The 19,687-nt window shown below is 67.1% G+C and carries 26 protein-coding genes; 13 read left to right on the top strand and 13 right to left on the bottom strand.

Annotation, left to right across the window (positions count from 1 at the left end; genetic code table 11):
* Positions 1-5: 5 nt before the first annotated feature.
* The 5 genes from ABQE89_RS14535 to ABQE89_RS14515 all read left to right on the top strand — a co-directional run bounded on the left by ABQE89_RS14535 (position 6) and on the right by ABQE89_RS14515 (position 1,458).
* Positions 6-215, top strand: a complete 210-nt coding sequence (locus ABQE89_RS14535; protein ID WP_448417680.1) for a phage holin — start codon at positions 6-8, stop codon at positions 213-215.
* A 3-nt stretch (positions 216-218) separates the two neighbouring features.
* On the top strand, positions 219-449 hold the full coding sequence (locus ABQE89_RS14530; protein ID WP_448417678.1) for a hypothetical protein: 231 nt from the start codon (positions 219-221) through the stop codon (positions 447-449).
* A complete protein-coding gene (locus tag ABQE89_RS14525) occupies positions 442-930 on the top strand; it encodes a hypothetical protein (RefSeq protein WP_448417676.1) in 489 nt (162 codons plus the stop codon). Before ABQE89_RS14530 ends, ABQE89_RS14525 begins: the two co-directional genes overlap by 8 nt.
* A 73-nt stretch (positions 931-1,003) precedes the next feature.
* Complete coding sequence (locus ABQE89_RS14520; protein WP_448417674.1) at positions 1,004-1,156, top strand: hypothetical protein; 153 nt, start codon at positions 1,004-1,006, stop codon at positions 1,154-1,156.
* 50 nt (positions 1,157-1,206) lie between these two features.
* Entirely contained in the window at positions 1,207-1,458 is a 252-nt protein-coding gene (locus tag ABQE89_RS14515; RefSeq protein ID WP_448417672.1) for a DUF7427 family protein, read from the top strand.
* Here the strand turns inward: ABQE89_RS14515 and ABQE89_RS14510 are convergent.
* The 6 genes from ABQE89_RS14510 to ABQE89_RS14485 form a co-directional block, all read right to left on the bottom strand.
* Positions 1,437-1,532 carry an LPXTG cell wall anchor domain-containing protein gene (locus ABQE89_RS14510; protein WP_448417670.1) on the bottom strand — a complete coding sequence of 32 codons (96 nt, stop codon included), beginning with the start codon at positions 1,530-1,532 and terminating at the stop codon, positions 1,437-1,439. The two genes, ABQE89_RS14515 and ABQE89_RS14510, sit on opposite strands and share 22 nt — an antisense overlap.
* A 96-nt stretch (positions 1,533-1,628) precedes the next feature.
* Positions 1,629-1,979, bottom strand: a complete 351-nt coding sequence (locus ABQE89_RS14505; protein WP_448417668.1) for a hypothetical protein — start codon at positions 1,977-1,979, stop codon at positions 1,629-1,631.
* Between the two features lie 24 nt (positions 1,980-2,003).
* Entirely contained in the window at positions 2,004-2,921 is a 918-nt protein-coding gene (locus tag ABQE89_RS14500; RefSeq protein WP_448417666.1) for a tyrosine-type recombinase/integrase, read from the bottom strand.
* A gap of 173 nt (positions 2,922-3,094) precedes the next feature.
* Positions 3,095-4,066: a class 1b ribonucleoside-diphosphate reductase subunit beta gene (nrdF, locus tag ABQE89_RS14495; protein ID WP_448418014.1), complete on the bottom strand. Its 972-nt coding sequence runs from the start codon at positions 4,064-4,066 to the stop codon at positions 3,095-3,097.
* 201 nt (positions 4,067-4,267) lie between these two features.
* The gene (locus ABQE89_RS14490; RefSeq protein ID WP_448417664.1) at positions 4,268-4,753 is read right to left on the bottom strand and encodes a hypothetical protein; all 486 of its coding nucleotides are present in this window, start codon (positions 4,751-4,753) and stop codon (positions 4,268-4,270) included.
* 145 nt (positions 4,754-4,898) lie between these two features.
* Entirely contained in the window at positions 4,899-5,891 is a 993-nt protein-coding gene (locus ABQE89_RS14485) for an oxygenase MpaB family protein (protein WP_448417662.1), read from the bottom strand.
* Between the two features lie 57 nt (positions 5,892-5,948).
* On the opposite strand from ABQE89_RS14485, the gene ABQE89_RS14480 reads away from it, so the two are divergent.
* Entirely contained in the window at positions 5,949-6,533 is a 585-nt protein-coding gene (locus tag ABQE89_RS14480) for a TetR/AcrR family transcriptional regulator (protein WP_448417660.1), read from the top strand.
* Positions 6,534-6,536: 3 nt separating this feature from the next.
* Here ABQE89_RS14480 and ABQE89_RS14475 read toward each other — a convergent pair whose 3' ends face one another.
* Positions 6,537-6,962, bottom strand: a complete 426-nt coding sequence (locus tag ABQE89_RS14475; protein ID WP_448417658.1) for a hypothetical protein — start codon at positions 6,960-6,962, stop codon at positions 6,537-6,539.
* A gap of 219 nt (positions 6,963-7,181) precedes the next feature.
* Between ABQE89_RS14475 and ABQE89_RS14470 the strand changes: the two genes are divergently transcribed.
* From ABQE89_RS14470 to phoU, 4 genes are all read left to right on the top strand, one after another.
* Positions 7,182-8,174: an acyl-ACP desaturase gene (locus ABQE89_RS14470; protein WP_448417656.1), complete on the top strand. Its 993-nt coding sequence runs from the start codon at positions 7,182-7,184 to the stop codon at positions 8,172-8,174.
* Between the two features lie 14 nt (positions 8,175-8,188).
* On the top strand, positions 8,189-9,322 hold the full coding sequence (gene dusB / locus ABQE89_RS14465) for a tRNA dihydrouridine synthase DusB (protein WP_448418012.1): 1,134 nt from the start codon (positions 8,189-8,191) through the stop codon (positions 9,320-9,322).
* A gap of 208 nt (positions 9,323-9,530) precedes the next feature.
* Positions 9,531-11,576: an LCP family protein gene (locus ABQE89_RS14460; protein ID WP_448418010.1), complete on the top strand. Its 2,046-nt coding sequence runs from the start codon at positions 9,531-9,533 to the stop codon at positions 11,574-11,576.
* A gap of 92 nt (positions 11,577-11,668) precedes the next feature.
* A complete protein-coding gene (gene phoU / locus ABQE89_RS14455; RefSeq protein WP_448417654.1) occupies positions 11,669-12,337 on the top strand; it encodes a phosphate signaling complex protein PhoU in 669 nt (222 codons plus the stop codon).
* A 99-nt stretch (positions 12,338-12,436) separates the two neighbouring features.
* Here the strand turns inward: phoU and pstB are convergent, their stop codons facing one another.
* The 6 genes from pstB to ABQE89_RS14425 form a co-directional block, all read right to left on the bottom strand.
* Positions 12,437-13,213, bottom strand: a complete 777-nt coding sequence (gene pstB / locus ABQE89_RS14450) for a phosphate ABC transporter ATP-binding protein PstB (protein ID WP_448417652.1) — start codon at positions 13,211-13,213, stop codon at positions 12,437-12,439.
* Between the two features lie 11 nt (positions 13,214-13,224).
* Complete coding sequence (pstA, locus tag ABQE89_RS14445) at positions 13,225-14,139, bottom strand: phosphate ABC transporter permease PstA (RefSeq protein WP_448417650.1); 915 nt, start codon at positions 14,137-14,139, stop codon at positions 13,225-13,227.
* The gene (gene pstC / locus ABQE89_RS14440; protein ID WP_448417648.1) at positions 14,136-15,194 is read right to left on the bottom strand and encodes a phosphate ABC transporter permease subunit PstC; all 1,059 of its coding nucleotides are present in this window, start codon (positions 15,192-15,194) and stop codon (positions 14,136-14,138) included. Before pstC ends, pstA begins: the two co-directional genes overlap by 4 nt.
* A gap of 33 nt (positions 15,195-15,227) precedes the next feature.
* The gene (gene pstS / locus ABQE89_RS14435; RefSeq protein WP_448417646.1) at positions 15,228-16,358 is read right to left on the bottom strand and encodes a phosphate ABC transporter substrate-binding protein PstS; all 1,131 of its coding nucleotides are present in this window, start codon (positions 16,356-16,358) and stop codon (positions 15,228-15,230) included.
* A gap of 114 nt (positions 16,359-16,472) precedes the next feature.
* A complete protein-coding gene (gene mshD / locus ABQE89_RS14430; RefSeq protein ID WP_448417644.1) occupies positions 16,473-17,354 on the bottom strand; it encodes a mycothiol synthase in 882 nt (293 codons plus the stop codon).
* Positions 17,351-18,130: a winged helix-turn-helix transcriptional regulator gene (locus ABQE89_RS14425; RefSeq protein WP_448417642.1), complete on the bottom strand. Its 780-nt coding sequence runs from the start codon at positions 18,128-18,130 to the stop codon at positions 17,351-17,353. Before ABQE89_RS14425 ends, mshD begins: the two co-directional genes overlap by 4 nt.
* A 143-nt stretch (positions 18,131-18,273) precedes the next feature.
* Between ABQE89_RS14425 and lmeA the strand changes: the two genes are divergently transcribed.
* The 3 genes from lmeA to ABQE89_RS14410 are packed head-to-tail and all read left to right on the top strand — an operon-like array spanning position 18,274 to position 19,612.
* Positions 18,274-19,071, top strand: coding sequence for a mannan chain length control protein LmeA (lmeA, locus tag ABQE89_RS14420; protein ID WP_448417640.1), 798 nt, complete (start codon positions 18,274-18,276; stop codon positions 19,069-19,071).
* Positions 19,068-19,490: a thioredoxin family protein gene (locus tag ABQE89_RS14415; protein WP_448417638.1), complete on the top strand. Its 423-nt coding sequence runs from the start codon at positions 19,068-19,070 to the stop codon at positions 19,488-19,490. The genes lmeA and ABQE89_RS14415 overlap by 4 nt, the downstream gene beginning before the upstream one ends.
* A 5-nt stretch (positions 19,491-19,495) precedes the next feature.
* A complete protein-coding gene (locus ABQE89_RS14410) occupies positions 19,496-19,612 on the top strand; it encodes an Ms5788A family Cys-rich leader peptide (protein ID WP_448417636.1) in 117 nt (38 codons plus the stop codon).
* The last annotated feature ends 75 nt before the right edge of the window (positions 19,613-19,687 follow it).

Below are 19,687 nucleotides of genomic sequence, written 5' to 3'. Positions count from 1 at the left end.
CCGCGATGCTGCAGAAAATCACCAGCCCGAAAGCCCGGCTCTACCTCTACACCGTGGCCACCGCCGGCCTGGCCGTCCTCGTCGGCTACGGCATCGTCGAGGCCGACAAGGTGCCGCTGTGGCTCGGATTCCTGGCCGCGCTCGGCGCGCTCGGCAACGGCACCGCGGCCGTCGCCGTCCACCAACAGCGCCGCACCGGCACCCTCCCCGAGTGACTGATGGCCGACGATAACTCCCGTTGGCTGAAGTGGACGAAAAACGGCCGCCTCGCCACCCTCGTCTGGGGCGCCACCTTCCTCGTCTGGATCTCCTTCAAAGTAGCCAAGATTCCACTGGAAGGCCTCGACACGGTGTTCATCATCATGTCCGGCGCCTGGGTGACCAACCTCGGCATATCCACCGTCAAACCGGGTGAACAACCCTCTGGCAAGAGGGCCGACGATGCTTAACTGGTTCATAGACCTGTTCACACTCGACCACCTCGGCTACTTCCTGCTCGGGGTCGCATCCGCCGCCGTATGGCACTACCTCAAGGCGCAGATCCAACGCCGAATCCTGGTGATCAAGTGGCAGTACATCGCCGTGCCATTCGCCCTCGCGATCGTGCTCTACACCGCCGTGCAGAACCAGCAGAACGCCGACTGCGTCCGCGAATTCAACCACGTACTCCGCGAACGCGCCTCGGTCACCACCCAGAACGATCAGATCTCCATCGAACAACGCGAACTGATCTACACCTGGATCCACGCGCTGATCTTCCCGCCGCCCGACATCGCCGCGCTGCACGACAACCACCCACTGCGACGCGACTACGCGTTGCGGCTGACGATCGCCACCGACATGAAATTCGCCGAGCTGATCGAGAAGCAGCGAGAGTATGAGCGCGTCCGCGCAGCGAACCCGCTGCCGCCGCCCACTTGCGGCTTGTAGCCTGCTCGCCGCGGCGGGCCTGATCCTCAGCGTCCCGCTCGCCCCGCCGCCCGACATCAAGGAATGCTCACAGGTGGCCTACCGCCAGGAGCACCTCGCCGAATGCAACCTGCCGCCCGAGCTCCGCGGCCGAGGCGGCGGCATCGGCGGCGTCAACGACGGCGGCGCCAGCAGAGGCCTGCTCGGCGACCTCCTCGGCGCGATCGGCCTCGGCGGCATCCTCTGACGGGCGAGTCAAAGCCCCACCCCCACAGGCCTCTACGCGATACTTGCAGAGTGAAGGTCACCGTACGGCTCCGCAAAGGCGACTGGGCCTGGATCGCGCTGGCCGGCGGCATCGCCCTCTACGAACACCGCGTCGAAGACGACAACGATCTCCTCTCCCGCCGCGCCGCCGCCTACCGCAAACGCATGCCGCTGACCACGACCGCCGTCGTCCTCGTCACCGCGGCCCACCTCCTCGAGCTGCTACGCCCCGAACGGGATCCGTACGCGCGGCTGGTGCGCTACGTGCGGCGTCGCCGGTAGAACAGCCACCCTCCGAGCACCAGGGCGACGATCACCGCGAACGGGACGACGATCTCTTTTTCCTTGTCGGCCATACGTGTGTGTACCCACCTCTTCACCTAGACGCCTGCCCGGCGATGTCGATGCGCCGAATGGGCCGGCGACCCAACGCCGGGCAGGCCCCCACCCCGTCACTGACCAGACGAGACATCCTGATCGAACATCATCCACAGCCACGCGCCAGGCGGCGTCTTCCACATCGCGTGACCCTCATCGTCATAGGTCACCTCCAGCGGCACCCGCCCATCCGGGCCACGCAGCGGACTCACCTCGGCATACCCCGTATACGTGGTGTCGGTCTCACGCACCAGATGCACCGACAGGATCTGCGGCCCGTACGGTTTGAGCCGCTTATCCTGATGAACGAAGCCCTGCAAATCGGTCTTGACCCACTGCGCAATCTCGTCCGTGCTCAACCGATCCGAGCACCCGGCACCGGCCAGCACGATCACCGCGGCGATCGCCGCCCACACCCACCGCATACCCCCGCAGCGTAGTGCCCTCCATCACGCCACGCCGCGATATGGATCTAACCGCTCGACCGCCCTGTGCCGCCGAACATCCGGCACTTTCGTATAAATCGCCGTCGTGTTCAGCTGCTTATGCCGCAACAACTCCTGCACCGTGCGCAGATCCGCCCCGTCCTCCAACGACGTCGTACCGAACCAATGCCGCAGACTATGCGGCGTACCCCGCGCACCCGCACGACGCATCGCCTGCCCGATGATGTCCGACACACTCTTCGGATGCACATGATCACCAGGCCGCCGCGAATTCGCCGGAAACCACCACCCTCGCCGCGGCATCGTCGTCGCAGCCGCCACCAACAACGGATGCAGCGGCAACCAATGCTTCGACCCGCCCTTCCCACTGACATAGATGCGCGGCCCCGTCACATCGATGTCCTCGCCGCGCACCCGCGCGATCTCCGACACCCGCAACCCGGCCAACGCCGCCAGCATCACCATCACCCGCGTCCGATGATGCATCCGCGTCGTCAGCAGCCGCACGAGATCATCATCAGACACCGGGCGCGGCACCCGATCCGGATATCGCGGCGACGCCAACTTGATCATCGGATTATCGGCGCGGTACTCCATGACGTTCAGCCAGCAGTAGAACGCCCGCAGATAGGAGTGGTAGGTGGCGGTCGTCGACGCAGACCACTCGGTGTGCTTCCCCAGCCATCGCACCAGATCGATCGGCTGAGCAGTGTGCGCCGGGACGCCGGTTTCCTCGGCGAACTGGGCGACGACGCGCATCCTCTCGCTCGCGGTGATCGGTGACAGATTCCCGGCGAGCTGCCAGAGCATCCACTCCTCCAGCAACGGATCGGCCATAACGTGGCACATCCCCTCGATGTTGATCATCTGTGATCGAACCCCCCATCGGGCAATGCCAACATGATTTTGACGCCCGCGCATGTACTTTCGTTCGCAACAACGGGATTCGGGCGGAACCGCCAGCAACTTCCGTAAGTTCGCCCTTTAGCTTTTTCCGCTTGTTAGGCGACTCTGTCCGCAGGTTCACCCGCAATGTCCGGTCTGATAATCCGCAGGTCCCAGGTTCGAGTCCTGGTGGGGGCACCACGCTTGAATCAGAAGTTCCAGTCCTCGTCCTCGGTGCCCTCGGTGCGGCCCATGACATACGAGCTTCCCGAGCCCGAGAAGAAGTCGTGGGTCTCGTTGGCGTCCGGCGCCATCGCCGTCAGGATCACCGGGTTGAACTCGGTGTCGTCGGCCGGGAACAGTGGGTCGTAGCCGAGGTTGGCCAGTGCCTTGTTGGCGTTGTAGCGCATGTAGGCCTTGACGTCCTCGGTGAGCCCCATCGGGTCGTAGAGGTCCTGGGCGTACTCGATCTCGTTTTCGTAGAGATCCATCAACAGCGAGTACGTGTAGTCCTTGAGGTCCTCGCGCCGATCCTGCGGTTCCTGTTCGGCACCGCGCTGGAACTTGTAACCGATGTAGTACCCGTGCACGGCCTCGTCGCGGATGATCAACCGGATGATGTCGGCGGTGTTGGTCAGCTTGGCCCGGGAAGCCCAGTACAGCGGCAGGTAGAACCCGGAGTAGAACAGGAAACTCTCGAGCATCACCGAGACGATCTTCTTCTTGAGCGGATCGTCGCCGCGGTAGTAGCTGACCAGAATCTCGGCCTTGCGCTGCAGGTGCGGATTCTCCTCGGACCAGCGGAACGCCTCGTCGATCTCCTTGGTCGAGCACAGGGTCGAGAAGATCGAACTGTAGCTCTTGGCGTGCACCGCCTCCATGAAGATGAAGTTGCCCAGCACCGCCTCCTCGTGCGGGGTGCGCGCGTCCTCGAGCATCTCCACGTCGCCGACGGTGCCCTGGATGGTGTCCAGCAGGGTCAGGCCGGTGAAGACCCGGACCAGGACCTGCTGCTCGACCGGGCTCAGCGTGTTCCAGGACTGGACGTCGTTGGACAGCGGCACCTTCTCGGGCAGCCAGAAGTTCGAGGTGACGCGGTTCCAGACCGTCAGGTCGACCTCATCTTCGATGTTGTTCCAGTTGATTGCGCGAACGCGATCGATGATCTTGTATTCCTCGATGGTCAAGACTGTCGCCTGCCTTTCCGTGTTCAGCGCCTAGCCGCAGGTTACCGGACCGGGGCCGCCAAACACGGTTGCGGCACGGCGCGAAACCAATTCTGCAGCAGGCGGTTTCGCACCGTGCCGGATGCGCCGCGGGTCGGGCGCAGCGATGAGCTCGGCGCGGCCGCTGGTGACCGCGCGCTCACGACGAGCGACCGGCTAGGCCGGGTCGAACTCGCACAACCCGGTGCGGGCGCAGAACCGCTTGCACCACCCCAACCGCTCCTCGGTGGACTGGCACCACTTCGGGTTCTTGTTGAGGTTGGTGGCGTTCTTGATGTCGGACTTGCCCTGCCGGCCCTGCGGGGTCATCACCGAGTTTCCGGGCTGGCCGGGCTGGGCGACCTTCTCGTTGCAGTTGAGGTTCACCAGGATCTTGCGTCCGGTGCTGCCGGTCAGGGCGCTCTTCGACGACGACCTGTTCCAGCTCGTCACGATGCACTTGGGGGTGGGCAGCTGATTACCGCTGACCGTGGCGATCACCGGGTTGGCATTCCAGTTCTTGGAGATGGTCGAGGAGGCCTGTTCGTAGGTCTTGCCGATCAGCGGGTCCGCCGCGGCGTTCCCGGCGCCGATCATCGCTCCGGCTGCCGCCGCGGCGGCAATCGCGACGAGGCCGATCACCCTGGCGATGAGATTCTTCACGAGTTCGCGACCTCCATGTCTACGCACTACTAAGCAGGCCTTCCGCGAAGGAAGCACTTTGCCATCGGATGGTACGCCCCGCCGGGCGATGTTACGTACGTTACAGGATTGTTGCCCGCGCCCATCGGGCCGGAAATCGGCGCGGTCAGACCATCGGGCAATAGTGTCTGCCGTCGCCGCGGTGCTCGACCGGCGGCAGATTGCGCGCGGGCGTGTGCACCAGTGGGGCATCGGCGGGAAGCCGCCCTGTCGCGCGGTCCAGCGCCGAGCGTTTCCGTGGGTGCATCAACACCCGCTCGGGCAGCAGCCTGGTCGCCAGGTACACCAGGTTGCAGAACCGACGGTGCAGCCACGCCTGGCGCGGCGACCAGGTGAAGCCCATCAGCTCGCGCACCGGCGGGTCGTAGAGACCCACGGTCGCGAACAGCAGGAACCGCTGCATCACCTTCAGGTTGCGCCGCCACGCCCAGTCCGGCACCCACTGCAGCGACGGATGCTTGGGCATCGTGGACAGGTCGAGAACCTCTCGGGCCGCCCAGTTGTTCTCTAATACGTTGCGGCACATGTGGTCCCAGTACTCCTGGAACTCCTCCCAGGTCTTCGGCACGGGCCGCATGCTCATGCCGTACATCTCATACCAGGTGATGTGCTCGTCGAACATCTGACGCTTCTGGTCCTCGGTGAGCCCGCCGGCGAAGTGCTCGGCGGCCAGCAGCGTGGACTTGAAGAACGTGGCGTGCGCCCAGTAGAAGACCTCGGGATTCAGCGCGCTGTAGCGCCGGCCCTGCGCGTCGACACCCTTGATGCCGATGTGGTAGTCGCGCACCTCGGCGCCGGTCTGGGGAGCGCGGTCGCCGTCGAACACCACCCCGCCGATCGGGTACACCGACCGAAACAGCCGCGGCATGCGCTCCATGAAGAAGATCGAGTGCTGCTCGACCGCCGCGCCCAGCTGCGGATGCATGTTCTGCATCGAACCCGCCCACGGGCCCTGCAGCATCCCCGTCCACTGGCCGAAGTACTTCCAGGTCAGCGAGTCGGGCCCGAGGGGCTCCGGCAGGGCCTCGTAGCCGCCGGACGACACCGGGCACCCCGGTTGGGCTTCGGACGTATGTTGAGTCACTGGTGAGCTTCCCATCGGGTCAGAACCGTCTATTCTGACTACAAGCGTTGTCAAGTGGAGCTTAGGAGGGTTGTGGCTTCGGGTCAACGACGTGGCCGCTGGTCCGGTGTGCCCCTGCAGGACCGGCAGGTGTTGCGCCGCGACCAACTCATCGCGGCGGGCGTCGGGCTTCTCGGAAGGCCGACGGGACCGGCGCTGACGGTGCGCGCGGTGTGCCGCGCGGCCGGACTGACCGAGCGCTATTTCTACGAAAGCTTCACCGACCGCGACGAATTCGTGCGTGCGGTCTACGACGACGTGTGCACGCGGGCGATGTCGACGCTGAGCACCGTGACCACCCCACGAGACGCGGTGGAGCGGTTCGTGGCGCTGATGGTCGACGACCCGACCCGCGGCCGGGTGCTGCTGTTGGCCCCGGAGAAGGAGCCGGTGCTGACCCGTTCGGGCGCCGAGTGGATGCCCAGCTTCATCGAACTGCTCCAGCACAAGCTCACCCGCATCACCGACCCGGCCGTGGCCGCCATGGTGGCCACCGGGCTGATCGGCGCGCTGACCGCCTTGTTCACCGCCTACCTCGACGGTCGGCTGGCAGCCACCCGCGATCAGTTCATCGACTACTGCGTCGACATGCTGCTGAGCCGGGTGTCGAGTTACTGACCGCTATTCGTCCGGGGTGACCGGCGCGGCCAATTCTTGTTCTTCGGCGGTGGCCGCCTCTTGTTCGGCCTCCGACCTGGCCTGGCGCCCCAGCGGGCTGGCCACCGACGCCCCCGGATTGGTGGCCGTCGCATAGCCGCCCGCGCAGTTCAGCGCCAGCATCACCTCACTGTCGTCGGAGGCGTCGATGCGCAGGAACGACGCGTCCCAGGCGTTGGTCACCAGGCACTCGTCCTCGTCGAGGGTGCCGCCGACGCGGGAGGCGACGCGGGCGTTGCCGCCGCCGTCCTCGATGGCCGCCACCGCTTCCGAGTACGGTTCGCCGACGACGTCGGGTGCCGCCGCGGCGACACCCGCTGCGGACAGCGCGGCGAACGCCGCTGCCGCCCCGACCGAGGTACCGGCGATCACCCGGATGATCTTGTTCACGAAGGACCGTCCTTTACGCTCACTAGCTGGGCTTTTAGCCTGAATAGTGGCAGCCTAAAACGGGTAGACGGACCCTGCCACTCGAGCGGGTTAACGCTGCGTGACAACTTGATGTCACCGGGATACACAGATATATTGACTGCAACCCGCAGGTACAGATATCGATCTCCGCCCGCTGGAGGACGACCGCCGTCCGGATGCCCAGGAGGACCAAGGACCATGCACGAGAACCTGACCGACCTCCATCTGCTGAAAGAACTCGAGCCGGTGGTGGAGGCGAACCTCAATCGGCATCTGTCGATGCGCAAGGACTGGAACCCGCACGACTACATCCCGTGGTCCGACGGTAAGAACTACTACGCGCTCGGCGGCAAGGACTGGGATCCCGAGGAGTCCAAGCTCTCCGAGGTCGCCCAGGTGGCGATGGTGCAGAACCTGCTGACCGAGGACAACCTGCCCTCCTACCACCGCGAGATCGCGATGAACTTCAGCATGGACGGCGCCTGGGGCCAGTGGGTTAACCGTTGGACGGCCGAGGAGAACCGGCACGGCATCGCGTTGCGCGACTATCTCGTCGTCACCCGCGCCATCGACCCCGTCCAACTCGAGCAGCTGCGCCTCGAGCAGGTCACCCGCGGATTCTCGCCCGGCCAGAACCAGCAGGGTGACCTGTTCGCCGAGAGCCTGTTCGACTCGGTGATCTACGTGACGTTCCAGGAGCTGGCCACCCGGGTCTCGCACCGCAACACCGGCAAGGCGTGCAACGAGACCGTCGCCGACCAGCTGCTCGCGCGGGTGTCGGCCGACGAGAACCTGCACATGATCTTCTACCGCGACGTGTCGGAGGCCGGCTTCGAGATCGCCCCCGATCAGGCGATGCACTCGCTGCACCGGGTGCTGCGCAACTTCAAGATGCCCGGCTTCACGGTGCCCGAGTTCCGGCGCAAGGCCGTGATCATCGCCGTCGGCGGCGTCTATGACCCGCGCATCCACCTCGACGACGTGGTGATGCCGGTGCTCAAGAAGTGGCGCATCTTCGAACGCGAAGACTTCACCGGCGAGGCCGCCCGCATGCGTGACGACCTCGGCAAGCTGGTCGAGGAGCTCGAGGAGGCATGCGAGAAGTTCGAGATCTCCAAGCAACGCCGCCTCGAGCGCGAGGCGCGCAAGGCCGAGAAGGTGCTCGCCTCATCAGCGGCCTCAGCCTCCTAACCGAACGGGTCGCGCTGCGCATCGGCCCCATCGGGCTGCGCAGTCCGGTCGTGCTGGCCCCGATGGCCGGTGTGACCAACGTCGCATTCCGCACGCTGTGCCGCGAACTGGAACTGGCCCGGGCCGGCACGGTCAGCGGCCTGTACGTGTGCGAGATGGTCACCGCGCGCGCACTGGTCGAGCGCCACCCGGCGACCATGCACATGGTGACCTTTGCGCCCGACGAATCCCCGCGGTCGCTGCAGCTGTACTCGGTGGACCCGGACAACACGTTCGCCGCGGCGCGGATGATCGCCGACGAGGGGCTCGCCGACCACATCGACATGAACTTCGGCTGCCCGGTGCCCAAGGTGACCCGGCGCGGCGGCGGCGCCGCCCTGCCGTACAAGCGGCGGCTGTTCGGCCAGATCGTGGCCGCCGCGGTCAAGGCCACCGAGGGCACCGACATCCCGGTGACGGTGAAGTTCCGCATCGGCATCGACGACGACCATCACACCCACCTCGATGCGGGACGGATCGCCGCCGAGGAGGGTGCGGCCGCGGTGGCGCTGCACGCCCGCACGGCCGCCCAGCGCTACTCCGGACAAGCCGACTGGGAGCAGATCGCGCAGCTCAAGCAGCATGTCCGCGGCATCCCGGTGCTGGGCAACGGCGACATCTTCGAGGCCGACGACGCCGTGGCGATGATGGCGGCCACCGGTTGTGACGGGGTGGTGATCGGCCGCGGATGTCTGGGCCGGCCGTGGCTGTTCGCCGAGCTGTCGGCGGCGTTCACCGGCACCACCCCTGCCACGCCCCCCACGCTCGGCGAGGTCGCAGCGATCATCCTGCGGCACGGACAGCTGCTCGCCGACCACTTCGGCGAGGACAAGGGCATGCGTGACATGCGCAAACACGTCGCCTGGTACCTGCACGGCTTCCCCGCCGGCGCCGAGTTACGCCGGGCGTTGGCGCTGGTCAAGACGCTCGACGAGCTGACCGCGCTGCTGGAGCAACTCGACCCGGCGGTGCCGTTCCCGGCCGCCGCGACGGGCCCGAGGGGGCGGCAGGGCTCGGCGGCGGCGGTGTCCTTACCGGAGGGCTGGCTGAGCGACCCCGACGACTGCACGGTGCCCGCGGGCGCCGAGGTCATGCACTCGGGCGGCTAGTGCGACGCGGCGGTTGTCGCGAAGTCGTACCGATACCGAGACGACTCCGACATCACATCTCTCAGGATGCCTCAGTACGATATGAAGCCTGTCTGTAAATGGCTCCGTTGTGGAGTCACGCGGTGCGCCGTGAAATGCGGCAACGCACTGCGCACGTCAATGCGCACTGGCGCGCATGGCTGCTGAAGAGTCGGAGGCCGGAAAAAGCATGAGTGACGGCGAGAACGCGCCTGGCCCGCGCGGCCAGGGCGACTCGTCATCTCCGCATGGTTCCGGCGACGCCAACCAATGGCTTACCCGAAGCGCACGCCCCTCACCAGCCGCCGCGCCGTGGGAACGTGCGCCGCGATCCAATCGTGACGACACCGAGAATCCCAGGCCGGCAGGCAGCCACACCGACGGCGTCACGGTCGCCGACCTGATCGCCAAGCTCAGCGGTGACCACGCCGTCCCGCCCAAGCTTCGGCGGCGCCGGCCCGAGGCCGATCCGCCGCCCGCGGTGACACAGATCATCGAGGCGGTGCCCGCTCAGACCGGTCCCGATCCGGACGACGCCGACACCGAGGTGTTCCCCGCTGCGGTAGCCGTCGCCTCGGAGCTGCCCGATCTGAACCGTCGCCGATCCGCCGACCGGACGCCGCCCACCCGGGTCGGCGCGCCGCGGGCACCCGCCGACCGGCGCCCGCCCCGCGGTGGCCACCGCAAGACCAGGGCGGCGGGCCGGGTCGCCGCAGCGCTGCTGGCGGTGCTGGCCCTGGCGATGACCGGCGGGGCGTGGCAGTGGCAGTCGGCCAAGAACAACATGCTCAACCGGATCTCCGCGCTGGACCCGGACTCGCGCGACATCGTCGACCCCAACGCCCAGTTCGGTGACGAGAACTTTTTGATCGTCGGGGTGGACAGCCGGTTCGGCGAGAACCAACAGATCGGCGCGGGCACCACCGAGGACGCCGCGGGCTCGCGATCCGACACGGTGATGCTGGTGAACATCCCGGCCAGTCGGGAACGTGTTGTGGCCGTGTCGTTTCCGCGTGACCTCGAAATCGAGCCGATGCTGTGCGAGCCGTGGGATCCGGTGACCGGTGAATACGGCCCGATCTATGACGAGCAGTCCCAGAGCTACGGGCCCGACGAGGTCTACACGGAGTACAAGCTGAACTCGGCGTACTCCGTCGGCGGCCCCAAGTGCCTGGTGAAGGTCATCCAGAAACTGTCCGGCCTGTCGGTGAACCGTTTCATGGCAGTCGATTTCGCCGGGTTCTCCAAGATGGTCGATGCGCTCGGCGGCGTCGAGGTGTGCACCACCGAACCGCTGGTGGACTATGAACTGGGCACCGTGCTGTCCCGCGCGGGCAGGCAGGTCGTCGACGGCCACACCGCGCTGAATTACGTGCGGGCCCGGCAGGTCACCACCGAGGTCAACGGCGACTACGGCCGCATCAAGCGCCAGCAGCTGTTCTTGTCGTCGCTGTTGCGCTCGATGATCTCCAAGGAAGTGTTCTTCTCGCTGTCGAAGCTGAACAACGTCGTCAACATGTTCATCGAGGACAGCTACGTCGACAACATGAACACCAAGGACCTTGTCACGCTGGGCCAGTCGGTGCAGGGCATCGCGGCGGGCCGGATCACCTTCCTGACCGTGCCGACCACCGGCTACATGGACGAATGGGGCAACGAGCAGTTGCGGGTGGACGACAACCGCGCCCTGTTCGACGCGATCATCAACGACCTGCCGCTGCCCGAGGAGAAGAACGCCGACAACACCCCGGTGCCCGGTACTCCCGAGTCCTCGGTGAGCGAGGCGCCGGCCCACGACTCCGCGCCGTCGGCCGAACTGGTCAACGCGGTCACCACCAACCCGCAGGACATCACCGTGCAGGTGTCGAACTCGACCGGCCAGTCCGGCCTCGGCGCCTCCACCGCGAACCAACTGCAGACCCACGGCTTCAACGTCACCACTCCCGACGACTACCCGGGCCCGCTGGACCACACGACCGTGTTCTTCTCGCCCGGTAACGAGGAGGCCGCCGCAACCGTCGCGTCGGCGTTCGCCAACCCCACCGTCGAGCGGATCACCGGGATGGGCGATGTCGTGCAGGTCGTGCTCGGTACCGACTTCTACTCGGTCAGCCCGCCGTCGCCGAGCGGCTCTCCCGTCCAGGTGCACGTGGTGCGCGGTAGCCGCAGCGTCACCACCGCGGACCTGCCCGAGGACCTGACCGTGGTCAACGCGGCCGACACCGCCTGCGAATGACGCCGGCGCATTGACGTCCAGGCAAGCAGGCATTCACCTCTCGTTCACCGCGACGTCGTGAGTTCCACCCGCTTCCTACGTAGGCTGTGCACATGAGGACGGCGTACCACGAGCAACTGGACCAGCTGACGGAGCTACTCGGCGAGATGTGCGGGCTGGCGGGTGCGGCCATGGAACGCGCCACCCAGGCCCTGCTGCAGGCCGATCTCGCGATGGCCGAACAGGTGATCAGCGACCACCAGCAGATCGCGACGATGAGCGCAGAGGCTGAAGAATCCGCGTTCGTGCTGCTGGCGCTGCAGGCGCCGGTGGCCGGGGATCTGCGCGCGATCGTCAGCTCGATCCAGATCGCGGCCGACGTCGACCGGATGGGCGCCCTGGCGTTGCATGTCGCCAAGATCGCGCGCCGTCGCCACCCCCAGCACGCGCTGCCCGAGGAGGTCAACGGCTACTTCGCCGAGATGGGCAGGCTGGCAGTCGAATTGGGCAACAGCGCCCAGGAGGTGCTGCTGACCCGCGATCCGGAGAAGGCCGCGAGGATCGGCGAAGAAGACGACGCGATGGACGATCTGCATCGGCATCTGTTCACCGTGCTGATGGACAAGGAATGGAAGCACGGCGTGGCGGCCGCGGTCGACGTGACGCTGCTCGGCAGGTTCTACGAACGCTTCGCCGACCACGCCGTCGAGGTGGCCCGCCGGGTCATCTTCCAGGTCACCGGCAAGCTGCCCGAAGAGGAAGACCTGCGCGCCCCCAGCTAGCACCACCCCCCGCGCGAACGTTGATTACCGCGCGAGAATCTGGGGATTTCTCGCGCGGTAATCAACGTTCGCGCGGCAGTTCGGCGACAGTGAACGGGGTCAGCCGAAGCGGCCCGATATGTAGTCTTCGGTGGCCTTCTGGCTGGGGTTGGAGAAGATCTTCTCGGTGTCGTCGATCTCGATCAGCCGGCCCGGCTTCCCGGTGGCCTCGAGGTTGAAGAACGCGGTCTGATCGCTGACCCGGGCGGCCTGCTGCATGTTGTGCGTGACGATCACGATCGTGAAGTCCTGCTTGAGGTTCGAGATCAGATCCTCGATGGCCAGAGTGGAGATCGGATCCAGCGCGGAGCACGGTTCGTCCATCAACAGCACATCGGGCTGCACGGCGATCGCGCGCGCGATGCACAGCCGCTGCTGCTGACCACCCGAGAGGCCACCGCCCGGCTTGTCGAGCCGGTCCTTGACCTCCGTCCACAGGTTGGCCCCCCGCAGCGAACGCTCGGCGACCTCGTCGAGCGTCTTCTTGTTGCGCATCCCCTGCAACTTCAGTCCCGCCACCACGTTGTCGCGAATCGACATGGTGGGAAAGGGATTCGGTCGTTGGAACACCATGCCGATGGTCTTGCGCACGCCGACCGGGTCCACGCCCGGGGCGTAGATGTTCTCACCGTCGAGCAGCACCGAGCCCTCGACGCGGGCGCCCGGGATGACCTCGTGCATGCGGTTGAGGGTTCTCAGCACCGTCGACTTGCCACAGCCGGACGGGCCGATGAAGGCCGTCACCGCGCGCGGCGGTACGGACAGTTCGACGTCGGCGACGGCGTGGAATGCGCCGTAGTAGATGTTGACGCCCTTGAGGTCCAAGCGCTTGGCCACGGTCGGTTCTCCTAAACCTTCTTGGGGGCGAACAGCTTCGCAAGGAAGCGCGCCCCGACGTTGAGAATCGCGATCAGCAGGATGAGCGTCAGCGCCGCCCCCCAGAGTCGGTCGGTGGGCACCGGATTGGCGCCCGCCCCCGCCGAGGTCTGGTCGTACATCATGCCGGGCAAGGAGCCCATGAACCCGTGCAGCATGTCGAAGTTGATGGCCTGCGCGTAGCCGACCAGGATCAACAGCGGCGCCGTCTCGCCCATCACGCGCGCCAGCGCCAGCATGATACCGGTGACGATGCCCGACAGTGCCGTCGGAATGACAATGCGCGCAATGGTTTTCCACTTCGGCACCCCAAGGGCGTAGCTGGCCTCACGCAGATCCATCGGCACGATGCGCAGCATCTCCTCGGTGGCGCGCACGATGACCGGGATCATCAACAGCACCAACGACAGCGACACCGCCAGCCCCGACCGCTCGAAGCCCAGCGTGGCGACCCACAGCGCGTAGATGAACAGGGCGGCCACGATCGACGGCACGCCGGTGAGGATGTCGACCATGAACGTGGTCACCTTGCCCAGCCGGGTGCCCCCGCCGTACTCCACCAGATAGATCGCGACGAACACCCCGATCGGAATCGAGATCACCGCACAGACCAGGCCCTGCAGCAGCGTGCCCACGATCGCGTGGTAGACACCGCCACCCGGTTGAAACGCCGTCATACCGGCCTGCGAGTACCAGAACCAGTCCGGCGAGGCGATCATCTTGGCGCCCTTGGTGATCACGGAGTATAACACCCACAGCAGCGGCACCAGGGCCACCAGCACCGACAGCGTCACCAGCACCGTGGCGAGGTGGTTGGTGAGCTTGCGGCGCAGGCTGACGCCCTGGAAGGTGGTGGCCTTGACCGGCCGGTCCAGCGTCGTGGTCATTTCGCGCCCTTCCCGGCGACCGCGGCCCGCGCCAGCGAGTTCACCACGAACGTCAGGATGAACAGCACCAGGCCGGCCGAGATGTAGGCGCCCGCCTTGAATTGATCGTTGAATTCCGAAGCGGCAGAGGCGATCAGGCTGGCGAAGGTGTAGCCGCCGTCGAACAGCGACCACCCGAACGCCTGCTGGGTGCCGCGCAGGATGATCAACAGGGCGATCGTCTCGCCCAGCGCGCGACCGAGCCCGAGCATGGCGCCGCTGATGTAACCGGACATGCCGAACGGCAGGACGGTGGTGCGGACGACCTCCCAGCGGGTGGCGCCCAGCGCCAGCGCCGCCTCGATCTGCCCGCGGGGCGTCTGCACGAACACCTCGCGGGTGACCGCGGTGATGATCGGCAGGATCATCACGCCCAGCACGATGCCCGCGGTGAAGATCGTGCCGCCGCCGACCACCGATGCGCTGCCCGTCTCGAACAAGAACAGCCAGCCCAGGTTCGTGTTCAGCCACTGCGCGAACGGCGCGATCACCGGCGCCAGCACATACAGGCCCCATACGCCGTAGATGATCGACGGCACCGCGGCCAGCAGGTCCACCATGTAGGCCAGCGGACCGGCGACCCGCCGTGGCGCGTACTGGGTCAAGAAGATCGCGATACCCAACGCCACCGGCATCGCCAGCACCAGCGCGAACACCGACACGAACACCGTGACCTGCAGCAGGTCGAGGATGCCGAAGCGCATCGCGGAGGTGTCGGTGGTGACCCAGTTGCCGCCGTAGAGGAAGAAGTTCTCCTCGTTGCGGGCCAGCGCGGGAATCGCCCGCCACAGCAGGAAGAACCCGATCGCGGCGATCAGCGCGATGATGAGGACGCCCGAGCCCTCCGCGAGTCCGCGGAAGATCCGGTCCCCCCAGCGCACCTTGGCGTTCTTCGAGGGATCGGTGGACAGCGGGTCGGGCTCCCCGAACGGCTGGGCCATCGCCGCACCCGAACCGGCATCGGCGGGATTCGGCGTTGTCACATCGGCCCTATCGCTCACGCTTTTGGTGTCCATCCTTACCGCTTCCGCGCCGCTTCGCAGGCTCGGTTACTGAATTGCGTCGACGGCGGTCAGCAACCGCTCCTTGAAGCGGTCGGGCAGCGGGACGTACCCGGCGGCGGGCAGGCCGGCCTGGCCCTCCTCGGAAGCGGCCGCAGCCAGAAACGACTTCACCGCGGCCGAGGTGGGCTGGTCGTAGCCCGCCGAGCAGACGATCTCATACGTCGCCAGCACCAGCGGATAGGCCCCCGGCTCCTTGGCGCCATAGAGCGAGTTCAGGTCCAGCACAAGGTCATTGCCCTCGCCGGTGAACTGGGCCGCGTCGATCGCCTTTCCCGCGGACTCGTCGGTCAGCTCGACCGCACCCACGCCGCTGTCGATCTGCGCGAACGGCACCCCGGCCTGCTCGGCGAAGCCCTTCTCCACGTACCCGATGGCGCCGGGGGTGGCCTGCACGGCCTGCACCACACCGGCCGATTTCTGCGCACCCTCGCCGATGCCGCCCTGGAACTCCGAACCCGCACCCCTGGTCCAACTCTGAGGGGCCGCGGCGGCCAGATACTTCTGGAAGTTGTCGGTGGTGCCCGAAGAGTCCGACCGGTAGATCGGGGTGATGTCGGCCTCGGGCAGCGCGGCGCCCTCGTTGAGCGCGGCGATCGCCGGATCGTTCCACCTGGTGATCTGGCCGGAGAAAATCTTGGCGAGCAGGTCGCCGCTGAGCACCAGCGAGTCGACCCCGTCGAGGTTGTAGGCCATCGCCACGGGCCCGAAGACCAGCGGCAGGTGCCATGCCGGGTTGCCGTCGCAGCGTGCCGCGGCCGGCTGCACCTGCTCCTCGGACAGCGGTGAGTCCGATCCCGCGAAGTCGACCTGACCGGCGATGAACTGCTGACGGCCCGCGCCCGAGCCGGTCGGGTTGTAGGACATGTTCTTGCCCTGGCACTGCCGGCCCCACGCCTGGTTGAACACCGCGACGGCATTCTGCTGCGCGGTCGAGCCCTCGCCGGTGATCTGGTTCTTGCCGTCACATTCGGCCGCGGCGGCCCCGTCACCACCGGTGTTGGGAATCGGCACGTTGTCGCTGCCGCAACCCGACAGCGCCAGCGCCGCGACGGCCGACGCGGCCACGATCGTCGTCAGCGGCCCGCCCACGCCCCTGCCCATGCAGTTGAGCTTCACTTATCCCACTTTCGTTCGATGCCTGAAGACGTCCTGAACCCTCCGGCAACGTATGCGGCCGTGGTGGACTGCTCGCGGATGACAGGTGAACGGGCGGTGAACAGGTGGGCTAATTCACTGTGCGGCCGCGTAGGCCGCGTCGACCGAGAAGATCTCGAAGCCCAGCTTCTGATAGGTCTTGACCGCCGCGGAGTTGTCCGCCTCGACGTAGAGCATCACCGTGGGCTGGGGACTCGCCGACAGCCGCGAGGCCAGGTGATGCAGGCCGACGAGGGTGAGCACCCCGCCGAGGCCGCGGCCCTGCGCGGCGGGATCGACGCCGACGACGTAGACCTCACCGAGGTCACCGGAGTGGATCTTGGTCCAGTGAAATCCCAGCAACTTGTCGGTGGTGGCGTCGACGGCCAGAAACAGGCCTTCGGGGTCGAACCACGCTTCGCCGCGGCGCTCGGCGATGTCGTTGTCGGTCAGCCCGCCCTGCTCGGGGTGCCACGCAAACGCGGCGTTGTTGACCCGCAACAGTTCGGCGTCGTCGTCAGGGCCCGCGTAGGTCCTGATCCGCACGCCGTCGGGGACCGCCACGGACGGCAGGTCGGAAAGCGGCCGCCGCATCTGCAGCAGTTCCCGGACGACGACCAGGCCCAGCGACGCCGCGGTGGCGCGGGCGGACTCGAGGTTGCCGTGCGCCCAGATTCGGGTGCCCGCGCCGCCCTCGGCCAGTCCGGCACGGGCCAACGCCGCGCCGACCCCGGTGCGCCGGGAGCGCGGATGCACCACGAGTTCGGCCATCGCCGGTTCGGGCGTCAGGTTGAGGTAGCCGACCAGCGTGCCGTCCTCGACCGCGAGCAGGTGGCGGGTGCGGTCGTGCGCCAACTCCCGCAGCACCTGCTCACCGACGGGCGCCACGCCGTCGGCGGCGGTGGCCGCGTCGATCAGCTCACGAATCGCGCCCTGGTCGTCGGCGGACAGCCGGGTGCGCCACTGCAGCGACGTCACTGGCTACGCAGCGGGTCAGCCAGCGAGTCGGGTACCGCGTCGGGCATGGATTCATGCGGCGCGTCGTCGTCGACGTCGTCGGCCAGCTCGGACGGGGACGGTCGGCCGCGGGCGGGGCGAACCGCCTTGTAGCCGACGTTGCGCACGGTGCCGATCAGCGACTCGTACTCCGGCCCGAGTTTGGCGCGCAGGCGCCGCACGTGCACGTCGACGGTGCGGGTGCCGCCGAAGAAGTCGTAGCCCCAGACCTCCTGCAGCAGCTGGGCGCGGGTGAACACCCGGCCGGCATGCTGGGCCAGGTACTTCAGCAGCTCGAATTCCTTGTAGGTGAGGTCCAGCGGACGTCCGCGCAGCCGAGCGGTGTAGGTCCCCTCGTCGATGACGAGCTCACCGAGGCTGATCTTGCCGACGTTCTCCTGGTTGGCCGCACCGCCGCGGCGGCCGACCAGCAGCCGCAGCCGGGCGTCGATCTCGGCGGGCCCGGTACCCGGCAGCAGGATCTCGTCGAGGCCCCATTCGACGCTGACCGCGACCAGCCCGCCCTCGTTGACCACGGCGACCACCGGCACCGAGGTGCCCGTGGCGCCCAGCAGCCGAGACAGGCCCCTGGCCGCGGCGAGGTCGGTGCGGGCGTCGACGATCGCGACGTCGGCGTTACCCGCCTCCAGCAGTGAGGACACCTCGGTCGGGGCCGTGCGCACCGTGTGGCCGAGCAGAGCCAACGACGGCAGCACGTTCTCCGGGTGCGGATCGGCGGTCAGTAGCAGTAGATCCAACTGGCCCTCCAACAGCCAAGGGACCTCGCCTGGACAACGATGTCGGTCGGTGACTTCCCAGATTCATGCCTGACACACGGCCGTCATCCGGCCGATAGCCATCTAACGATAGCGTGCCGCAGCCCGTGGGACAGAATGTGCGGATGCGCAAGCTGCTGATCGGCGTGCTGGCGACGGTGGTCGCCGTGGTCGTCGGCGCGATCGGCGCCGATTTCGGCGCCGCCATCTACGCCGAATATCGCCTGGCCAAAAGCGTGCGCACGGCCGCCGACCTGCAGCACGACCCGTCGGTGGCCATCCTCGGGTTTCCGTTCAGCATCCAGGCCGCCGACCGCCACTACGACGAGATCGAGATCAGGGCCAGTGGCGTCGATCACCCGGTGGTCGGGAAAGTGGCCCTGGAGACCACCCTGCACGAAATCGACCTCGCCGAGGCGTCTTGGCTGGTCGGTCCGGACGCGAAGTTGCCGGTCGACAAGGCCGAGAGCCGGATCATCATCGATTCCACCCATGTCGGCCGGTTCATGGGGATCCCCGATCTGCTGGTCGAGGCGCCGACGCGGGAGAGCAACGACGCCACCGGGGGGACCACCGAATCGGGCATCTCGGGCAGCGAAGGCGTGGTGTTCACCGGAACTCCCGACAAGGCCGGCTACCACGAGAAGGTCAGCATCGCCGTCGACCTGTCCATCGAGGGACCCGAGCAGACCACGCTGGTGCTGACCGCCACGGGGGTACTGACCGGTCCGGGCACCGCCGACCAGTCGGTGCCCGAGGACAAGCAGGCCGCGGTGCTGGCGGCGTTCTCCGCGGAGCTGCCGGGCCAGAAGCTGCCGTTCGGGTTGGCGCCGACCGCCCAGGGGGCCCGGGGCTCCGACATCATCATCGAGGGCATCGCCGAGGGAGTAACCGTGGCCCTCGACGAGTTCAACCTGTCATGAGCTCGTCGTGGATGCCGGCCGTGGCCGTACTCGTCGGCGCGTTGGGGGTGGCCTTCGTGATCGGCAGGCTGCTGACGCTGCGCGCCGGGCTGCTCAAGGGCAGCGAGGCGGCGGCCGACGTGGACACCAGCGATCTGGGGTTGTCGAGGTCCGGGCCGACGATTCTGCACTTCTCGGCGCCGTGGTGCGGGCCCTGCGTGGCTGTGCGGCGGGTGGTCGAGCAGGTCTGCGACGAGTCGCCCGGAATCGCGCATGTCGAGATCGACATGGACGCCAATCCGGAAGCGGCCAGGCGGCTTTCGGTGCTGTCGCTGCCGACCACGATCATCTGTGACGCCGACGGACGGCCCCGATTCCGCACCCACGGGGTGCCCAAAGCCGCTGACCTGCGCTCGGCGCTGGCACCGCTGTTGGCCTGAGCGCGATGTCATTGGGTAAGCTGTGCGGCGTGTCCGCCCGCCTCGAGCCGATGCTCACCAAGCGCCGCGCAGTAGATCTGTGCCGCGTTGCGGGTTCTTGCTGTTGTTGCTGTAGCTGCTGAGTAGCCGCGCGTCTGTTCGCGCCGCGCTCGGGAGCGGACCCCTTGCGGTCCGGCATCCCCTTCAGTCCAGCCGAA

The organism is Mycolicibacterium sp. XJ1819 (assembly GCF_053483675.1).
This window is presented reverse-complemented; position numbering and strand designations above follow the sequence as displayed.